Raw genomic sequence first — 17,902 nt, 5'->3', positions numbered from 1 at the left:
GATGCCGGACCCGGCGCGCTACCGCGCCGAGGGCCGCGGCTGGTCGCACGCGCGCCGGCAGGCGGCCCGGGAGGAGGCGCGGCGGCGCTACGAGGACGACCTGCGGGCCGCGCGGTACGCGGAGCAGCAGCGCGTGCGGCAGCTGGAGGCGTACCGGGGGCAGTACGACGCCTGGGCGGCGGGCGTACGGGCCGAGACCGAGCGCCACAACGACGGGGTCCGCGCGATGGCGGCGGGCCTGCGCGACGGCGACGCGGAGACGGCCGTCGAGTACTTCACCGCCGCGCTGTACGCGTCGACGGCCTGGCCGGACGCGTTCCCGCGCCAGGTCAGCGCGGCCTACGACCGGGGCGCGGGCGAGCTCGTGCTGGAGTGGGAGCTGCCGCCGTTCGACGTGGTGCCCGAGGTCAGGTCCGTGCGGTACGTGGCGGGCGCCGACGAGGAGCGCGAGGTGGCGCGGCCCGCGACCCGGCGGCGCGCGCTGTACCGGGAGACGCTCGCGCAGTGTGCGCTGCTGGTGCTGCGGGAGGTGTTCGCCGCGGACGAGTTCCGCACGCTGCGGGCCGTCTCGCTGAACGGGTTCGTGGACGGGCCCGATCCGGCGACGGGCCGCCCGGCGCGGGTGCACCTGGCGTCGGTGGCCGTCGGCCGCGACGACTTCGACGCGCTCAACCTGGAGCGCGTCAGCCCGGTGGACTGCCTGGTCGACGGGTTGCGCGGGCAGCTGTCCGCCCGCCCGGACCAGCTCGCGGCCGTCGGCACCGTGCGGCTGCCGGACGAGGTGGCCACGGGCGTCGTCGTCTCGCACGGCGGCGGCGAGGAGCCCGACCTCTTCGAGATGGACCCGCTGGAGTTCGAGGAGCTCGTCGCCGACCTGTTCCGGGCCCGCGGCATGCGCGCGCTGACCACGGTCAGGTCGGGCGACGGCGGCGTGGACGTCGACGCGCTCGACCCGGACCCGATCAGCGGCGGCAAGATCGTCGTGCAGGTGAAGCGGTACCGCAACACCGTGCCGCCCACCGCCGTGCGCGACCTGTACGGCACGGTGCAGGACCAGGGCGCCAACAAGGGCCTCCTGGTGACGACTTCGGGCTTCGGCAACGGCTCCCGCGCCTTCGCCAACGGCAAGCCCCTGCAACTGGTCTCCGGGCCCGAACTCGTGGAGCTGCTGCACCGGTACGGCCTGCGGGGACGCCTCGGCCCGCGCGGCGGCGTCCCGGAGCAGCGCGCCTCCGGCGAGGGCGCGACGCAGGTCGACGCGGCGGCCGACCCGGACGCGAACACACTGGGCATGGTGTGGGCGGGGGACGTGGCCCTCGACGTCTGCGCACTGCTGTGCCGGGGCACGCGGGTGCTCGGCGACGACCACTTCGTCTTCTTCAACAACCACCGCACGCCGGACGGTTCGGTCGCGATGGTCCGTCCGGCGGGGGACGACCGGGCGGCGATACGCGTCGGCTTCGACCGGCTGCCGCCGGGCGCGGACCGGCTCGTGCTGGTCGCCGCGGTGGACCCGGTCGCCAACCCGGAGTCCGACCTGTCGGGCTTCACGGAGGCGGGCATCCGGCTGCGCGACGCCGCGGGCGCCGAACTGGACCGCCTGGAGGTCTCGGACGGCCGCCCGGGCGAGACGGCCCTGGTCCTCGGCTCGTTCCGGCGCCGCGAGGGCGGCGACTGGGACTTCGTGGTCGGCGGGAAGGGCTACCGGGGCGGCCTCGCCGAGCTGGTCGAGGACTTCGGCGTCGAGGTCGAGTAATCCGGGCCCGCACGGGCCGGCCGGCGCGGCGGGGCGGGGCCCGGGCGGTCCGGGGCCCCGCACGGGCCGGGCCCCGGCGCGCGGTAGGGAACGGGCCGCCCGCCCGCGCCGCGGCTCAGTGCCCCGTGATCCGGTTCGCCGCGCGGGCGATCGGGTGGGTGGCCGCCGAGTGGCCGTGCGCCTCGCGGCGGTCGGCCTCGCGGTAGGCGGCGTACATCCCCTGCACACCCAGCCAGCGCAGCGGCTCCGGCTCCCACTTGCGGACCCGGTGGTTGACCCAGGGCAGGGTGGTCAGGTCGGTGGGGCCGGTCTGGCCCGAGTCCTGCCGGACCAGGTCGCGCAGGGTGCGCCCGGCCAGGTTCGTCGCGGCGACGCCGGAGCCGACGTAGCCGCCGGCCCAGCCGAGGCCGGTGGAGCGGTCGAGCGCGACGGTCGCGCACCAGTCGCGCGGCACGCCCAGGACGCCGGACCAGGCGTGGGCGATGCGCACGCCCGCCGCCGCGGGGAAGAAGCGCACCAGGATCTCGCGCAGCGCGTCGATCGTCGCGGGCTGCGTGCGGCCGTCGTTGTCGGTCCGGGACCCGAAGCGGTAGGGCACGCCCCGGCCGCCGAGCGCGATGCGGCCGTCCGCGGTGCGCTGGGCGTACATGTAGGCGTGGGCCATGTCGCCGAGGGTCTCCATGCCCTCCCAGCCGATGGTGTCCCACACCCGCTCGGGCAGCGGTTCGGTCGCGATCATCGAGGAGTTCATCGGCAGCCAGGTGCGCCGGTCGCCCTTGAGCCCCGCCGTGAAGCCCTCCGTGCAGCGCAGGACGTAGGGCGCGCGCACCGTGCCGTACGGGGTGACGGCGTGCTTGGGCCGGATCTCGGTGACGGGCGTCGACTCGTGGATGGTGACGCCCAGGGCCTCCACCGCCGCGGCGAGGCCCTTGACGAGCTTCGCCGGGTGCAGCCTGGCGCCGTGCGGGGTCCAGGTGGAGCCGACGGCGCCGGCCACGTGGACGCGCTGGGCCGTCTCGCGGGCTCCGCGCAGCACGCGGTCGCCCTCGCCGAACGCGAGCTCCGCCGCGTGGAACTCCCGCAGTCGCGTCAACTGGGCCGGCGTGTAGGCGACTTCGAGGACGCCGCCCTGATGGATGTCCGCGTCGATGCCCTCCTCGGCGGCGACCGCCACGACCTCGTCGACCGTCGCGTTCATCGCCCTCTGGAGGCGCACTGCGGCGTCGTGGCCGTGCGCCTTCGCGTAGGCGTCGCGGCCCGCGATGCCGTTGTAGAGCCAGCCGCCGTTGCGCCCCGAGGCGCCGTAGCCGCAGAACTTGGCCTCCAGCAGCGTGATGGTGAGGAACGGCGCGGCCTTCTTCAGGTAGTACGCCGTCCACAGCCCGGTGAACCCGCCGCCCACGATGCACACGTCGGCGCTCGCGTTCCCGCCGAGGGGTTCGCGGGGGACGGGCACCCCGTCCTGGGCGTACCAGAAGGAGATCCCGCCGTTCACGGTGTCCGCGCTGCTCATGGGCTCGATTCGTACACCTGGCCGGTCCGCCCTGTCCAGACGATCGCCGCAGCGGGCACGCGCGGGGCGCCCCGCTGCTCTACCCTCGCCGCATGATCGAGGTACCTCCGGGCCTGGCCGAGGCGCAGGCCCGGTACGAGGGGGACGCGGGGCGGGCGTTCGTCGCGGCGCTGCCCGGGCACGCGGCCGCCTTCCTGGCCCGCTGGGGGCTGCGGCGCACCGGCCGGGCCCGGCACGGCATGACCGCGCTGGTGCTGCCGGTCGTGCGGGAGGCGGACGGGACGGCCGCCGCGCTCAAACTCCAGTTCCTCAACGCGGAGTCCGCGGGCGAGGCGACGGCGCTCGGCGCCTGGGACGGCCGCGGCGCGGTACGGCTGCTGGCGCGGGCCGAGGCGCCGGGCACGGGCGTACTGCTCCTGGAGGCGGCGGATCCGGCGCGTGACCTGAGCACCGTGCCGGTCGCCGGGGCCGTCGAGGTGATCGCCGGGCTGCTGGCCCGCCTCACGGCGGTGCCCGCGCCCGCGGGGACCAGGACGCTCGCCGACGCGACGGCGGCGATGCTGTCGGTGATCGGGGAGGTGCCGCCCGGGTTCCCGCACGCGGCGCTGCTGCGCGAGTGCGCCGCGGCCGTGCGGGAGGTGGCGGGCGAGCCGGGGGACCGGCTGCTGCACTGGGACCTGCACTACGAGAACGTGCTGGCCTCGCGCCGCCCCGCCGCCCGCGACCCGCACGGCGGGGCGTCCGGCGGTGCGGGCGGCGGCCCCTGGCTGGCCATCGACCCCAAGCCGCTCGCCGGGGACCCCGGCTTCGAGCTGTTCCCCGCCCTGCGCAACCGCTTCGACCCCCAGGACGTGCTGCCGCGCTTCGACGTGATGACCGGCGTGCTCGGCCTCGACCGGGACCGCGCCCGCGCCTGGACGCTGGCGCGGGTCCTCCAGGAGGGCCTGTGGCGCTGGGCCGACGGGGAGCCGCTCGGCGACGGAGAGGCGCACGTGGGCCGGGTGCTGCTCGCGCGGTGAGCGGCGTTTGGCAGGGTGGGGGCATGATTCGCAGCGCAACCCCCGACGACGTCCCCGAGATCCACGCGATGGTCCGCGAGCTCGCCGCGTACGAGAAGGCACTGCCCGAGGCCCGGGCCACCGAGCGGCAGCTGCACGAGGCGCTGTTCGGCGAGCGGCCGGCCGCGTACGCCCATGTCGCGGTGGACGACGGCGACGGGAGCACGGTCGGCTTCGCGCTGTGGTTCCTCAACTTCTCCACCTGGCGCGGCGTGCACGGCATCTACCTGGAGGACCTGTACGTCCGCCCCGACCGCCGGGGCGGCGGCCACGGCAAGGGCCTGCTGCGCGAACTCGCGAGGATCTGCGTGGAGCGCGGCTACGGGCGCCTGGAGTGGTCGGTCCTCGACTGGAACGAGCCGTCGATCGCGTTCTACCGCGCGCTCGGCGCCCGCCCGCAGGACGGCTGGTCGGTCTTCCGGCTCACGGACGACGCCCTGACCGCGCTCGGCACGCAGCGGAGTGCGCCCGGCTCCGCGTGATCGCGGGCGTCACCCGCGCCGAGCGGCGGGAGCGCGCCGTCAGCCGGTGCGCCCCGCCACCGGGCTCGGCGTCCTCGGGCCGCCCGACGACGCCTCGGCCTCCGCCCCCCTGCTCCCGGGCCGCGCGTTGATCATCAAGAACGCGATGAGCGACGCGAGCAGCATGATCAGGGCCGCCCAGCCGATGGCGACGGTGAAGCCGTGGGTGACGCCCGCGTTGGTCAGCGCGCGGCGCTGCGCGCCGGTCAGCCTGCCGCCGTTCGCCGCCGCCGCGGCGGGCAGACGGGACGCCAGCCAGCTGCTGGTGATCGTGGCCGCGATGGTGTTGAGCAGGGCCGTGCCGATCGAACCGCCCACCTGCTGTGCCGTGTTGACGGTCGCGGAGGTCACGCCCGCGTCGCGCGGTGCGACGCCCGCCGTCGCCGTGGCGATGGCCGGGACGAAGACCAGGCCCAGGCCGAGGCCGAGGGTCAGCGTGCCGGGCAGGATGTGGCCCGCGTAGGACGAGTGCGTGTCCAGGAACGTCAGGATGTAGAGGCCGCCGGCCGCGATCAGCAGGCCCGGGCCGATGAGCAGGCGCGGCTGGATGCGGTTGAGCAGCCGCGCCGAGATCTGCGTCGAACCCAGGATGATCATTCCGGACATCGGCAGGAACGCGAGCCCCGCCCGCAGCGCCGAGTAGCCCAGCACGTTCTGCAGGTAGAACGTCATGAAGAGGAACACGCCGAACAGGCCGATGGTCGACAGGCACGTCGTGATCACCGCGCCGCCGCGCGAGCGGTCGCCGATGATGTGCAGCGGCAGCAGGGGGTGCGTGGCGCGGTTCTGCCACAGGGCGAACGCGACCAGCAGCGCCGCACCGCCGATCAGCAGGCCCAGCACCACCGGCGACGACCAGCCCCGCGACTCGGCCTCGCTCAGGCCGTAGACGATCGCGACGAGGCCGCCGCAGCCGAGGATCACGCCCGGGATGTCGAGTCGAGCGTCGCGGTGGCCCTGGCGGTCGTGGAGCAGGCCGATCGCGCCGGCGATGGCGATGGCCGCGATCACCACGTTCACGTACAGGCACCAGCGCCAGTCCAGGTACTGGGTGAGGACGCCGCCGAGCAGGAGCCCGATCGCGGCGCCGCCGCCCGCGATGGCGCCGTAGATGCCGAACGCCTTCGAGCGCTCCCTGCTGTCGGTGAACGTCGTCGTCAGCAGCGACAGCGCGGACGGGGCCAGGATCGCGGCGAACACACCCTGCAGCGCCCGGGCGCCGAAGAGCATGGCCGAGTTCTGCGCGGCGCCGCCCAGCGCGGACGCGACGGCGAAGCCGACGAGCCCGATCATGAACGTGCGCTTGCGGCCGACCAGGTCGGCGATGCGGCCGCCGAGCAGCAGGAGTCCGCCGAAGGCCAGCGTGTACGCGGTGATGACCCACTGCCGGTTGCCCGTGCTGAGCCCCAGCTCGCGCTGCGCGGACGGGAGCGCGATGTTCACGATCGTCGCGTCGAGGACGACCATCAGCTGCGCCAGTGCGATGACCGCCAGGGCCCACCAGCGATGCGCGTCCTGTTGCTGCCGCTGCTGCGCCGCGGGCGCGCCCGGGCTGGAACCCGGGGCGTCGGACGGATGTGAGGGTGTCGCCGGATTGCTCATCGCGCGTCGTCCTAACAGGAGGATCGCAACAGGGGTCCGGACGACCCCCGTGTGGTTTATTCATGGTGTCATGAATTAACGGGGAAGGGCAGGGAGGGGCCGGGACCGCGTGGACGGTTGGACGGGCATGAATGGGCATGGACGGACGGGTGGGCGGATCGCTTCCGGGGGGGGTCGGGGCCCGGTGGCCCCGGGGTGCCGGCCCGATGCCTCCGGTACGGGCCGCGTCCTCGCGGGCCTCGCCCGCGCCTCGGCCGGGACGCCCGCCGCCGCGCGGCGGGCCGCGGCCGTCCTGCGGCGACCGGGTGGATGCCGGCTCCGCGCGGTTCGGGCGCAACCCGTCCCATCGAGCATGACAGGACCGGGCGAGGCCTGCGAGGCGGTGGATCGCGAGCCCCGTTTGTGCGCGCCTCGTTTGCGCGGGCCGGGTCGGGAGTCACGCGGGCCGGAGGTGTCCGGAGCGAGGGGCGCCCGGAGGAGCGGACACCGGGCGGGCGCCCCGTACCTCCGGCGGGCCAGGGGGCGCACGCGGCCCGCTGTCGGCGGGGTGCGACAGGATGAGGGCATGGCGACGAGGGCGAGGAAGACGGCGGGCGGCGGCCGGGACGCGGGACGGCGGCGCGAGGAGGGCGGGCGGGTGGCCCCGGCGCGCCGGCCCGAGGTGCGGCTGCCGCGGCTCGAACCCTACGGGGGAGGGCTGGAGGCGGACGGCGACTTCGACGGCCTGGAGTTCGCGGGAGCGGACCTGGCGGGGCAGGAGGGGCCCGGCGCCCGCTTCATGGACTGCGCCCTCACGGACTGCGTGCTGGACGAGGCGGAGTTGGGGCGTGCGCGCTTCATCGACTCGGTGCTGACCCGCGTCCGGGGCGTGGGCACGGATTTGGCCGGCGCGACGTTGCGGGACGTCGAAATCGTGGACGCGCGGCTCGGTGGCACGCAACTGCACGGCGCCGGACTCGAGCGGGTCCTGGTCCGGGGCGGGAAGATCGACTACCTGAATCTGCGACAGGCCCGCCTGGCCGACGTGGTCTTCGAGGGGTGCGTCCTGGACGAGCCCGACTTCGGCGGGGCGGTACTCACGCGCGTCGAGTTCCGGGACTGCACCCTGCGGCGGGCCGACCTGACGGGCGTGACGCTCAAGGACGTGGACCTGCGCGGAGCGGGCGAGCTCGACGTCGCGAAGGGGCTGGACCGGCTCGCGGGCGCCGTCATCAGCACCCCGCAACTGCTCTACCTGGCCCCGGCGTTCGCCGCGCACCTCGGGGTCCGGGTGATCGACTGACCGCGGGGTGGCCCACCCCGGCGCGGCAGCCGGGAGGTGCCGGGCGCCGCAGGGGCGCGGCGGCCGGGCCGCCGGCCGCCGCCCCGGACCGCCCTCTCCGGTCCCGTCCGGCCGCGGCCCCGGGTCCCCGGGTCCGGGACCGCGCGCGGGCATTTTGAAGGCCCCGGTCTGGGGGGATGACCGGGGCCTTCAGGTGCTCCGGAGCCGCCCCGGATGTGGGGGGAGGGAACGGATCAGGGTCCGCTCCCGTGGGGCGATGCGCCGGCAGCTCATCGTCTGCCCTGGCGGCCCCGATGTATGTGCCCATCCTCGAAAAGGAATGGAAGGAATTCGTGTTCGCCCCCGGACAGCCCCTCGGACCTGCGGTTTCCGTGATGAGGGGCCTGCCGGACCGGGTTCCGCGCGAGGCCGACGCCTCGCCGGGAAGCGGGAGGATCCCGAAGTAGCCGACGGGCGGGGCGAGTCGGCCGCGTCCCTGACGTCCCGTACATACCGGCCGTTCCGTACGGCCCGCCCGGCCGCCCGCACGCGGGCGCGGCGGCCCGGTGCGTCCGCGGGGCTCGTGCGGCGCTTCATGGTCCCTGCCCGCCGGACCCGCACGGGTGCGGCGGCACGGCCCCGTTTCCGGACGTGGCGGTACGGGCCCGCTTCCGGCCGCGTGCGACGCCGGGTCCCCGCCGGCCGAGGGGCCGTCAGCCGCGCAGGGGGACGTTCGTGGACAGCGCCGTCACCTGCATCGTTCCGCCGTCCACCTGCTGCCTGAACGGCACGGTGAGGTGCGAGGTCGACGCCGGAGGGGTGATCTCCAGATACGAGGCGGCACCCGCGCGGTTGCCCGTGTGCGTCCAGGACACCACCGCCTGGGCCTGCCTGCCCGGCGCGAGGGTCAGCGTGCGGACGCCCGGGTCGGCCGCGTACCACGTCGAGCCCCACTGGGCCTTCGTCGGCAGGCCGCGATGACCCGCGTTCTCCAGGCCGAGGCCCGGGTAGCCGCGCAGCGCGCAGGTGCGGCCGCCGGTGTTGGTGAGCACGAGCCGGTTGCCGGCGTGGTTCATGCCCCCCGCGAGGGGCTCGGTGAGTTTCCCGCTCAGGTCCGCCGTACGGCAGGTGGGAGTCCTCGCCGCGGCCGGTGTTGCCGCGGCGGTGGCCGCCGTCGTCCCGGCCAGCAGCAGTGCGCCCGTCGCCGCGGCGGCGACGGTACGGCTCGTGCGACCCATGGTCCGCACTTCCCTTCTCGGTGCTCTCGCAGTTCTCCTGGTCCTCCGCGGATCCCGCCGCAGCGCGGACTGCCGTCCGCGATGCACGCCACGAGGAGCGCCGCGAGTACCGGTACGGATACCGCTCGTACGCGCTCTCCTCGCACACAGGCGTCTGCCCTCACCCCCAGGGGTGAATGCTTCGGCGTCCTTCCGAGGGGCGGCGGCACGCAGCGGGCTCCTCGCCGGGCCGCGGACCGTGCCGGTGGCGCCGCGGACCGGCGCGGCCCGGCTGCTGCCCGTGTCCTTTGGCTGGCCGTGGGGGCACGCCGGGGGCAGGCTTGTATCGGACGGCAACCCGGAACGGGGACGCGATGACAGATCAGGACAGCGAGCCGGCGCCGGACGGAGCGGCGGACCGGGCGACCCACGAGCCCGTCGCGCCCGGGGACCGGCCCTTCGGCGACGAGTGGGAGGCCTCGGACGAGGCCCAGTTCCGCGCGGTCGAGGCGACGCTGGAGGCCGAGGGCCTGCGGCGCGAGGTGGACGGGCTGCGGCACGCGCTGGAGTCGCACCCCGTCATCGACATGGCCCGGGGACTGGTCATGGCGACGGGCCGGTGCACGCCCGACGACGCCTGGCGGGTGCTGGTGGAGGTCTCGCAGCACACGAACATCAAACTGCGCGCCATCGCCCAGGCCCTCGTCGACGGTGTCGAGGGCCCGCCGCCCGCGCCGCAGGTGCGCGAGGCGCTCAACGCGTCCTTCCGCAGGCTGGCCGAGGAGCGCCGCCAGGAACAGGCGTCCGGGGAGCGGCACCACGACCGGCCGGCCGAGGAGCCGCGCGAGGAACAGCGGTCCGAGCGCGAGGAACAGCGGTCCGAGGAGGGGCGCCGGAACCTGCCGTAGCCCGGCGGGCTGTCGCCGTCCTGTTCTGGACGTGCTGTTGCCCGGCGGGCTGTCGCCGTCCTGTTCCGGACGTGCTGTTGCTCGGCGGGTCGCGGCCGGCCCGGCGACGGCCGCCGTCCCGCTGCCGTCCCGCTGCCGTCCCGCCGCCGTCCTGCCGCCCACGCCCGCCCGGGAACGGCGGGCGGGCGTGGGTGCGGGTCACCGAGGACTCCGGACGCGAGCCGGACGCGAACTCTCAGAGGGTCCGGCAGGGGGTCCGGGCGGGAGGCGTCAGGACCGTTCCTCCGCGGACGCGAGGGCCTCCTCGCCCGGGTGCCCCGTCGTGTAGGGCCAGCGCAGCAGCGCGCCGAGGCCGCCGGTCGGTCCCCGGAGGCGGCGGGCCCGCTCCTGCTCGGCACGCACCTCGTCGTCGTCCGCGTCCGGGGCGCCCGGGGCGTAGGCCCGGGCGGACTCGGGGCGGAACTCGCCGGCCCCGTTGCCGTTGCCGCCCGCGGCGTCCGGCGGCACCCCGATGTCGTCGCCGCGCAGGTCGGGGGCGGGTTCGACGAGGACGACATCCGCGCCCGTCATCACCGCGGAGCGGATCAGGGCGTCGTCGGCGCGCGCGGAGAAGGGCTCGGGCTCGCCCAGGTAGCGGGTGTCGGTGCGGCGCATGGAGATCTGGTCGGGGTCCGTGCCTGCCCAGACCTCGCGGTTCGCGTCCGACCCGTCCGGCTGCACGAACAGCGTGTCGATGCGGTGTTCGCGGGCCGCCTCGACGAGTGCGGGCACGCCCTCGACGGCGTCGAGCCGGCCGTTGGTCAGGGAGTTCCCGGCGCGGAAGCGGTCGAGGTCGTCGGCCGTGCGGTCCTGCGTGTACGCGTGCATCGCCTCGGCGATGTCCTCGTCGAGCAGCCTGCTGTCCGCGCCGCGCGCCCGGCCGCCGTGCGGAGACTCGACGACGGTCGCCTTCAACTGGCGCGGCAGCAGCACCCGCACGGTCCGCCGCTCGCGGTCGTCGCCCGCGAGCACCACCAGGCCCGCGCCGGTCTCGGCGAGCTTGGAGGTCAGGGCGTCGGCGACGTTCTTCGCGTTCTGTTCCCACGTGTTCTCGACGCTCAGCTGGAAATGCCGCTCGTCCCACTCCGAGGTGGCCGTGCGGTGCACCGGCCAGTCCTCCCCGTCGGCGCTGCCCAGCGAGGAACGACCGGTCGTCGTGCGGAGTTCGAAGTCCGCGCCGATGCGGTCGACGTACACGACGAGGCAGCGGGGCTCGGCCGCGGCCAGTTCGAGCAGGGGCGCGACGTGCGGGAGGGGGCCCCAGCTCGCGGCGGTCTCGGTGGGCGGGGTGGTGGCGAGGTCGGGCTCCAGCACCACCTCGCCGTGTGTCGCGAAGATCGCGCGACCGCCGTGCCCGTACGCCCCGAGCCGCTCGCCCGTGCTCTCGTCCCGCGCGTCCTGCGCGCCGGTGCCGCCCCGGTCGCGGGGGTCGAGCGCGTACGCGTCGAGCGCGTCGCGCACGGCCTTGCAGGTGGCTTCGTCCGCGCCCTGTGCGGCGAGATCCGCGCAGATCTGCCGACCGAGCAGTTCGCTGCGACCGGTGGGCGCCTGGTCGGCCGCCGAGGTGTCGACGTAGACGGAGGCCCACGGGCCGGGACGTTCGTAGAGGGGCGAGAGGGGTGCGAGGTTCATGTGCTCCTCCGGTCTTGGCGAGCTGTGTTCTTACCGGCGCCCGGAAGCGCCTTGACCGCGCCGAGTACCCGACGGCGCTGCCCCTATACGTGGGGCGCGGACGGCCGGGGACGTGGGGCGCGGGCGACAGGAGGCGTGAGGCGCGGACGACGGGGGACGTGGGCCGGGGACGGGCAGGGGCCGCGGACGCCCGGGGGCCGCGCGCGGCGCCTCGCGCAATAAATCGACCAGATTGTCATGTTTTATTCGTTTCCTACCGGGGATCAATCAGTCGTGCTTCGGACCGGAGGCATGTCCGTGGGAGCGGCTGTTCGCTCCGGGCGTGCGGTGCGCGCGGCGCGTCCGGTCCCGAGGGAGTCGCCCCGGCGGTGAGGTTCCGAACCGTTCGAGGATGGGTGAGCACAGATGGCTACGAGCGTGTCTTCCCACACCACCGGGGAGCGGCCGCGCACCGCGCCGAAACATCCGCACGACGACGCGCCCGACACCTCGGAGGATTTCGAGAGGCTCGCGCGCCTGACGGGGGACGACCCCGGCGTGGAGGCCGAGCGGGAACGCATCCGGCAGGCCGTCGTCACCGCGTGGCTGCCGCTCGCACACCGCATGGCATGGCGCTACCGCAACCGCGGCGAGGCACTGGAGGATCTGCGGCAGGTCGCGGCGCTCGGCCTGGTCAAGGCGGTCCGCCGGTTCGACCCCGCGCGGGGCATCGCCTTCGAGAGCTACGCCGTCCCGACGGTCGACGGGGAGCTGAAGCGGCACTTCCGCGACTACATGTGGACGGTGCACGTGCCCCGGCGCGTCCAGGACCTGCGCGGCCGCATCCGCAAGGCGCGCCAGGAGCTGTCGCAGACGGGCGAGGTGTCGGGCCACTCGCCGACGACGGCGGAGATCGCCGCGCACGCGGGCCTCACGGAGCAGGAGGTCGTCGACGGGATGGAGGCCATGGAGAGCTTCACGTCCCTCTCCCTCGACGCCCAGTTCCACGGCCCGGCCGACGGCTTCGCGCCCGCACTCGCCGACACCCTCGGCGAGCCCGACCCCGCCATCGACGTCGTGATCGACCGCGAGGCCGTGAAGCCGCGGCTGTGCGAACTGCCGCCGCGCGAACGGAAGGTGCTCTACCTCCGCTTCTTCCGGGACATGACGCAGAGCAAGATCGCCGAGGATCTCGGGGTCTCGCAGATGCACGTGTCCCGGCTGCTGAGCCGCTCGTGCTCGCGCATCAGGGAAGAGGTCCTCGCGGACCGGCAGTGAACGCCGGCGCACGGGCCGGTCGTGGCGGGCCGGCACGTGGCGACGGGCGAGGCCGGCCACCGGGGCGCGGTTCTCCGCGCCCCGGTGCCGCGCCGCATCCGGTGTCGCGCTGCTCCGGCCTTGGTGGAGCCGTCCTCGATGCCGCGCCGCGACGGGCCGGTGCCGAACGGGCGTACGAGCCGGTCGCGGCCGGGCGCACCGGGACGCGGCGGCACGCGTCCCGGTGGACCGCGCCCCGGCGGGCCACGCCCTCAATCAAAGGACCGGGAGAGAACCAGACCTGCCCCCACCGGACCGGACCGGACCTGACCGGACCGGCCGCGGGGGCGGGCGCGCGCCGCGCGCGAGCCGCCACCCGATCGAGTGACGAGGTATCCGGCCCCGGCGCGTCATGCGCTACCGTCGGCCACAGCGTGTAACCGCTGCGTCACCGGTTGCGGTCGCGCGCCCGTTGTACCCCACAAGTAAATGGCCCCCGGCAGGACGGCAATCCTGTTCGAGGGCCTGACCAGAAGGAAGCAAACACCTTCCCATGGCTGTCCAGAATTTTAGCGCGGCCGCGTGCCCGCCACAGCTCCCTCAAGGATCCCCGCGCGCCGGAGTGATCCACGTCCGGCACCGCCATGTCGAGCGCTTCACCGTGGTCGGCAACCACCTGGCGCAGCACCCGGCCCTCTCCGCCGTCGCGATCGGCATCGCCGTCCACATCCAGTCCCTGCCGGACGGCGAGTCCGTCACGGCGAAGGCGCTGACGCTGCGTTTCCGCGAGGGCGAGACGACCGTCCGCAGGGCGCTCAACGAGCTGGAGGCGGCGGGGTACGTCGTCCGCAGGCGGCTGCCCCTGGGCGGCGGGCGCTTCGCCACGCGGACGTTCTTCTACGACCGGCCGGACGCGGAAGCGGACGCGGGCGCGGGCAGGGGACCTGCGGGCCGGAGACCTGCGGCCAGGGGCGAACGGGGGCGGGCGAAGCCCGAGTCGACCCGCCCGCCCGGCGGGCCCGTTCGTCCCCGGCCGGGCCCCGGCCCCGGCTTCCGGCCCGGTCCGGCCGGCCCCGGCCGCGACGGCGGGGACGGTGAGAACGGCGGGGACGGAGCGGACGGGCGGGTCGAACCGCTCGGCCCGGGCCCGGAGTGCGACCGCGCGTCCCCCGCCGCCACGGCCGCTCCCACTCCCACCGCCGCTTCCGCTCCGGCGGCGGACCCCGCTTCCGCTCCGGCTCCCATTCCGGCCGCCGCTCCGTCTCCCGCCGCCGTTCCGGCCCTCGTCGGGGCTCCGACTCCCGCCACCGTCCCCACTCCCACTCCCACTCCCACTCCCGCCCCCGCTTCCGGCGCCTCCCGCGCTCCGGGCCCCGCGACGGCCGCTCCGACCGCGGGACCCGGCCGGGACCTGCTCGTACGGCTGCGCCTCGTGGATCCCCGGCTCGTGCTCTCCCACCGGGACGTGGAGCGCCTCGCGCCCGAGGTGGCGCGGTGGCTCGACCGGTCCCTGACGCCCGAACAGGTGGCCCGGGCCCTCACGGCGGGGCTCCCGGCGCCCGACGTGCCGATCCACCATCCGGCCCGCTTCGTCGCGTACCGGCTCTCGGCGCTGCTGCCGCCGTCGCTGCCGCGGCCCTCGGATCCGGCCCCGGAGGCTCTCGGGCCCGATCCGCTCGTGACGTGCGACGGATGCGAGCGGGCGTTCCGGACGAGCGGGCCGGAGGGCACCCTGTGCGGGTCCTGCCGCGCGGCCGGCGGGGACGGCGCCCGCTCGGACTGCGCCTGAGACCGCGGGAGTCAGGCGCCGATCGCCCTCGCGGCTCCCGCCCGCGGCGGGCGCACCTCGCTCGCCGCGTACCGCAGGGAGCGCCAGGCCACCACGGCCCAGGCGGCCGCGAGCGCCGCGTACAGCGCGACGGCGGGCCACACGAACAGCTGCGAACCGGTGCGTGCGGCCAGGGCGCTGGTCGCGGTGACGCAGGCGCCCAGCGGGAAGATGAAGGACCACCAGGTGGGGGCGAAGGGCAGGCCGGACCTGACCTCCCGCACGGTCAGCGCCGTCGCGAGGGCGAGCCAGAGCATGGAGAAGCCCCATATCGACACCCCGCCGAGCAGGGCGATCACGGCCGCGCCCCGGGCGTAGGGGGCGGGCAGGGTGCCGGAGCTCGCTGCCGCCAACCCGCCCAGCGCCGTCACCGCCTGGCCCAGCGCGCCCAGGCCGATCCACACCGTGGGGACGACGGCCCCGGAGGGCGCGTCGTGGTGCACGAGTCGGCTGTAGACCATCGACAGGACGAGGAGCACCGCGACGACGCCGAGGCCGAACAGGGCCCAGCAGCCCAGCAGCAGGGCCTGCCGCGGCTGGCCGGCGGGGGCGTGCGGCACGAGCAGCGTGCCCGTCGCCGCCGAGACCAGGGGCGGCACCACCGGCATGAGCCAGCCGCCGAAGGCGGCGCCCGGCTTGTACACGTGCCGGGAGATCATCCGGTACGGCACCACGCACACGGTCGCAAGGCCGAGCGCGGTGCCGAGCGCCCACAGCACCCAGTCCACGTCGAGCGCGGCGCGCGCGCCGATCAGCTGCCGCCCCAGCAGCAGCGCGCCCGCGCCGACCGTCATCAGTGCCATCGGGGGGGCGCCGAGGAACTGTGACTGGACGGGGTGGGCCGCGTGCAGCCGGAGCCCGCGCCGGCGAAGGTAGCCGGCGGTCAAGGCGAGGAGCAGCAGCGCCGCCCCCGCCCACACCGCGGTCGTGGCGGCCCGGAGGCCGGGGAAGGTCCGCGGCAGGGTGACCGCCGCGTCCGCGACGATGCCCGTGCCCATGACGGCCGCGAACCAGCTGGGCCCCAGCGGGTCTCGCGCGGGCGCGTCCCCGGCCGGTGACGGATCCGGGGCGGTGGCCGCTGCGGACGGGCTCACGTCTCCGGCGGCCGTGGCGCGGGTCGTGGCCGGGCCGGCGTCGGTGGAAGGGGGTGTCACGGGGTGGCACGCCTGCTTTCGTCGTCTCGGTTCACCGCCGGCCGGCGGCCGGCGGCGGCCCGAACACGACAGATCACGTCTCGCGGCCGACAACGCCGGCCCGTACGTGTGACGAGGCTATGGCGCGGATCGCCCCAGGTCGCAGGGGCGGATGCGCCACGCAACCGTCAGATCCGGACATGGCCGCGACGGGTGGGGCGCGGGCGCGGTCCCGCAGACGGGCCCGACCGCCCCCGGACTCCGCCCCCGGACTCCGCCCCTGGATCTCCCGCCCGTGGACTCCCGCCCCTGGCTCTCCCGCTTGCGGATCTCCCGCTCGCGGATCTCCCGCCCCGGGATTCCCTCCAGGGCTCACTCGTCCAGGAACGCCGGGTCCACGTGCCGCAGGCGCTCCGGCGAGGCCTGGATGTCGATCTCGGCGATCCGGCCGTCGGTGACGGTGAAGCCGAGCACGGAGTGCAGCCTGCCGTCCACCGTGGTCACCACCCCGATCGCCCCGTTGACGAGGGCGATCCGCGTCCGCGTGCCCGACCCGGCACCCCTGCCGAAGAGTGCCGCCTGGCTCGCCACCTTCCGCGCGCCCCGCAGGTACCGCTTCACGGAAGGGGGTACGGGCGCCGATTCGGGGTCGTACTCCGAGCGCAGCACCACGTCCGGGTCGAGGACGGCCACCAGGGCGTCGAAGTCGCCCGCACGCGACGCCAGCAGGAACGCCTCGACCACCGCCCGCTGGCGTGCCAGGTCGGCGTCGGGCGTCGGCGCGGACCCCCGCACCCGGCGGCGGGCCCGGCTCGCGAGCTGCCGTGTCGCGGCCGGCGTACGGTCCACGACCGGTGCGATCTCCTCGAACGGGACGCCGAACATGTCGTGCAGGACGAACGCCAGCCGCTCCGCCGGACTCAGCGCCTCCAGCACGACCAGCAGCGCGAGGCCCACCGAGTCCGCCGTCAGCGCCTGGTGCTCGGGATCCGCGGCGCCGTGGCGGTCGACGACCGGTTCGGGCACGTACGCCTCACCGTCGTAGGAGTCCTCCCGCCGCGCGGCGCGCGAGCGCAGCATGTCCAGGCAGACCCGGCCGACGACCGTCGTCAGCCAGCCGGACAGGTTCTGGATGGCGTCGGCGTCCGTGCGGCTCAGCCGCAGCCAAGCCTCCTGCACCGCGTCGTCGGCCTCGCTGAGCGAGCCGAGCATGCGGTACGCCACGGCGCGCAGCCGGCCCGTGTCGTGAGTGAAGCGCTCCGCCAGCCATTCGTTCCCGTCCACCGGTCACATCCTCCGCTCGGGTCCCCACCCTGGTGACGTACCGCGGGCGGCCGGTGTGACAGCGCACGCCACGGGGCGCCCGGACCCGCGCCACCCGTACCCGCCACTCGGCATCCGCCCCCCAAGGCACGCGGCGCCCGTCCCCGCGGCACGCGTCCCCGCGGCACGCGTCCCCCGGGACCCGGCACCCGTCCCCCCGGTACGGTCCGCCGGCGCCGTGCCGGTGCTCACTCGCCCGATGCCGAGGCCGATGCCGTGGCCGCGGTCAGCCAGAGCGCGATCAGGTCCAGTTCCTCCTCGGGCCGCGGGTCGCCGGTGAGGTGCAGGACATCGCCGTGCGGCGCGGTCAGCGTCGCCTCGCGCTCCCCGGAGCGGCCGATCCAGCTCATGGTGAGGCGCACGGCCTCGGACACCACGCCCGCCGGCACCGCCGCACTGAAGCGGGCGCGGGCACCGTCGGCGCGGAAGCCCTCCCCGGCCCGGGCGTCCGGGCCGAGTTCGGCGAGACCCTCCCGCAGGCCCCTGGTGGACCGCTCCCACCAGGCCTCCCCGCCGGCCGCCCCGCCCGGGGCCGCGTCGGCGGCCCTCAGCTCGTAGGCGATCCGCACTCGTCGTGCCGCACACATGTCTCCCCCGCAGGAACCAGGGCCGTAGCCGTCGCCGAGGGTCCTGCCGCCCGCGGGCGGCCTCCCTCCGTGGCCCGCCAGTATGGACACGGCGGCGGCGAAAACGGAGGCGGCGCCCCCGGAGAGCCCCGCTCCGCCGCGCCCCGCCGGCCCCCGCCGCGCCGGGGCGGGGGCCGAAGGCGCCGCCGGACCGGCGCGGGTTGCGGCGACGTACGGTGGACGGCGAGCTCACGGTGGGGGCGTCCGGCCCACGCCCTCGGCGAGGGGAGTCGTCCATGGCGCACGGCC

General features: G+C 75.7%; 14 protein-coding genes. 7 read left to right on the top strand and 7 right to left on the bottom strand.

What is annotated here, in order from left to right; translation table 11 throughout:
- The coding region (locus L1885_RS09990; RefSeq protein ID WP_235796672.1) for a restriction endonuclease at nucleotides 1–1,756 on the top strand (1,756 nt) is incomplete at its 5' end.
- 115 nt (nucleotides 1,757–1,871) lie between these two features.
- Here L1885_RS09990 and L1885_RS09985 read toward each other — a convergent pair.
- Nucleotides 1,872–3,269 carry an NAD(P)/FAD-dependent oxidoreductase gene (locus tag L1885_RS09985; protein WP_235796671.1) on the bottom strand — a complete coding sequence of 466 codons (1,398 nt, stop codon included), beginning with the start codon at nucleotides 3,267–3,269 and terminating at the stop codon, nucleotides 1,872–1,874.
- Nucleotides 3,270–3,361: 92 nt separating this feature from the next.
- Between L1885_RS09985 and L1885_RS09980 the strand changes: the two genes are divergently transcribed.
- Nucleotides 3,362–4,288: an aminoglycoside phosphotransferase family protein gene (locus L1885_RS09980; protein ID WP_235796670.1), complete on the top strand. Its 927-nt coding sequence runs from the start codon at nucleotides 3,362–3,364 to the stop codon at nucleotides 4,286–4,288.
- A gap of 23 nt (nucleotides 4,289–4,311) precedes the next feature.
- Complete coding sequence (locus L1885_RS09975; RefSeq protein ID WP_235796669.1) at nucleotides 4,312–4,809, top strand: GNAT family N-acetyltransferase; 498 nt, start codon at nucleotides 4,312–4,314, stop codon at nucleotides 4,807–4,809.
- Nucleotides 4,810–4,848: 39 nt separating this feature from the next.
- Here L1885_RS09975 and L1885_RS09970 read toward each other — a convergent pair whose 3' ends face one another.
- Complete coding sequence (locus L1885_RS09970) at nucleotides 4,849–6,450, bottom strand: MFS transporter (RefSeq protein ID WP_268983889.1); 1,602 nt, start codon at nucleotides 6,448–6,450, stop codon at nucleotides 4,849–4,851.
- 565 nt (nucleotides 6,451–7,015) lie between these two features.
- Here L1885_RS09970 and L1885_RS09965 point away from each other — a divergent pair.
- Complete coding sequence (locus L1885_RS09965; RefSeq protein ID WP_235796668.1) at nucleotides 7,016–7,732, top strand: pentapeptide repeat-containing protein; 717 nt, start codon at nucleotides 7,016–7,018, stop codon at nucleotides 7,730–7,732.
- A gap of 692 nt (nucleotides 7,733–8,424) precedes the next feature.
- Here the strand turns inward: L1885_RS09965 and L1885_RS09960 are convergent.
- The gene (locus L1885_RS09960) at nucleotides 8,425–8,949 is read right to left on the bottom strand and encodes a DUF4232 domain-containing protein (protein ID WP_235796667.1); all 525 of its coding nucleotides are present in this window, start codon (nucleotides 8,947–8,949) and stop codon (nucleotides 8,425–8,427) included.
- A gap of 353 nt (nucleotides 8,950–9,302) precedes the next feature.
- Between L1885_RS09960 and L1885_RS09955 the strand changes: the two genes are divergently transcribed.
- Complete coding sequence (locus L1885_RS09955) at nucleotides 9,303–9,836, top strand: ANTAR domain-containing protein (protein ID WP_235796666.1); 534 nt, start codon at nucleotides 9,303–9,305, stop codon at nucleotides 9,834–9,836.
- 270 nt (nucleotides 9,837–10,106) lie between these two features.
- Here the strand turns inward: L1885_RS09955 and L1885_RS09950 are convergent, their stop codons facing one another.
- Complete coding sequence (locus L1885_RS09950; RefSeq protein ID WP_235796665.1) at nucleotides 10,107–11,507, bottom strand: baeRF2 domain-containing protein; 1,401 nt, start codon at nucleotides 11,505–11,507, stop codon at nucleotides 10,107–10,109.
- 405 nt (nucleotides 11,508–11,912) lie between these two features.
- Here L1885_RS09950 and L1885_RS09945 point away from each other — a divergent pair, with 405 nt between their 5' ends.
- Together L1885_RS09945 and L1885_RS09940 are read left to right on the top strand one after the other, a co-directional pair.
- Complete coding sequence (locus L1885_RS09945) at nucleotides 11,913–12,764, top strand: RNA polymerase sigma factor SigF (RefSeq protein ID WP_235796664.1); 852 nt, start codon at nucleotides 11,913–11,915, stop codon at nucleotides 12,762–12,764.
- 601 nt (nucleotides 12,765–13,365) lie between these two features.
- Nucleotides 13,366–14,532 carry a helix-turn-helix domain-containing protein gene (locus L1885_RS09940; RefSeq protein WP_235796663.1) on the top strand — a complete coding sequence of 389 codons (1,167 nt, stop codon included), beginning with the start codon at nucleotides 13,366–13,368 and terminating at the stop codon, nucleotides 14,530–14,532.
- Between the two features lie 11 nt (nucleotides 14,533–14,543).
- On the opposite strand, the gene L1885_RS09935 is transcribed toward L1885_RS09940, so the two are convergent.
- The 3 genes from L1885_RS09935 to L1885_RS09925 all read right to left on the bottom strand — a co-directional run bounded on the left by L1885_RS09935 (nucleotide 14,544) and on the right by L1885_RS09925 (nucleotide 17,704).
- A complete protein-coding gene (locus tag L1885_RS09935; protein WP_235796662.1) occupies nucleotides 14,544–15,725 on the bottom strand; it encodes a TDT family transporter in 1,182 nt (393 codons plus the stop codon).
- A 351-nt stretch (nucleotides 15,726–16,076) separates the two neighbouring features.
- Complete coding sequence (locus L1885_RS09930; RefSeq protein WP_235796661.1) at nucleotides 16,077–16,988, bottom strand: sigma-70 family RNA polymerase sigma factor; 912 nt, start codon at nucleotides 16,986–16,988, stop codon at nucleotides 16,077–16,079.
- Nucleotides 16,989–17,215: 227 nt separating this feature from the next.
- Nucleotides 17,216–17,704, bottom strand: a complete 489-nt coding sequence (locus L1885_RS09925; RefSeq protein ID WP_235796660.1) for a hypothetical protein — start codon at nucleotides 17,702–17,704, stop codon at nucleotides 17,216–17,218.
- Nucleotides 17,705–17,902 lie beyond the last annotated feature (198 nt).

This window comes from Streptomyces fuscigenes (genome assembly GCF_021556455.1).
In the GTDB taxonomy this organism is placed as follows: domain Bacteria; phylum Actinomycetota; class Actinomycetes; order Streptomycetales; family Streptomycetaceae; genus Streptomyces; species Streptomyces fuscigenes.
This window is presented reverse-complemented; position numbering and strand designations above follow the sequence as displayed.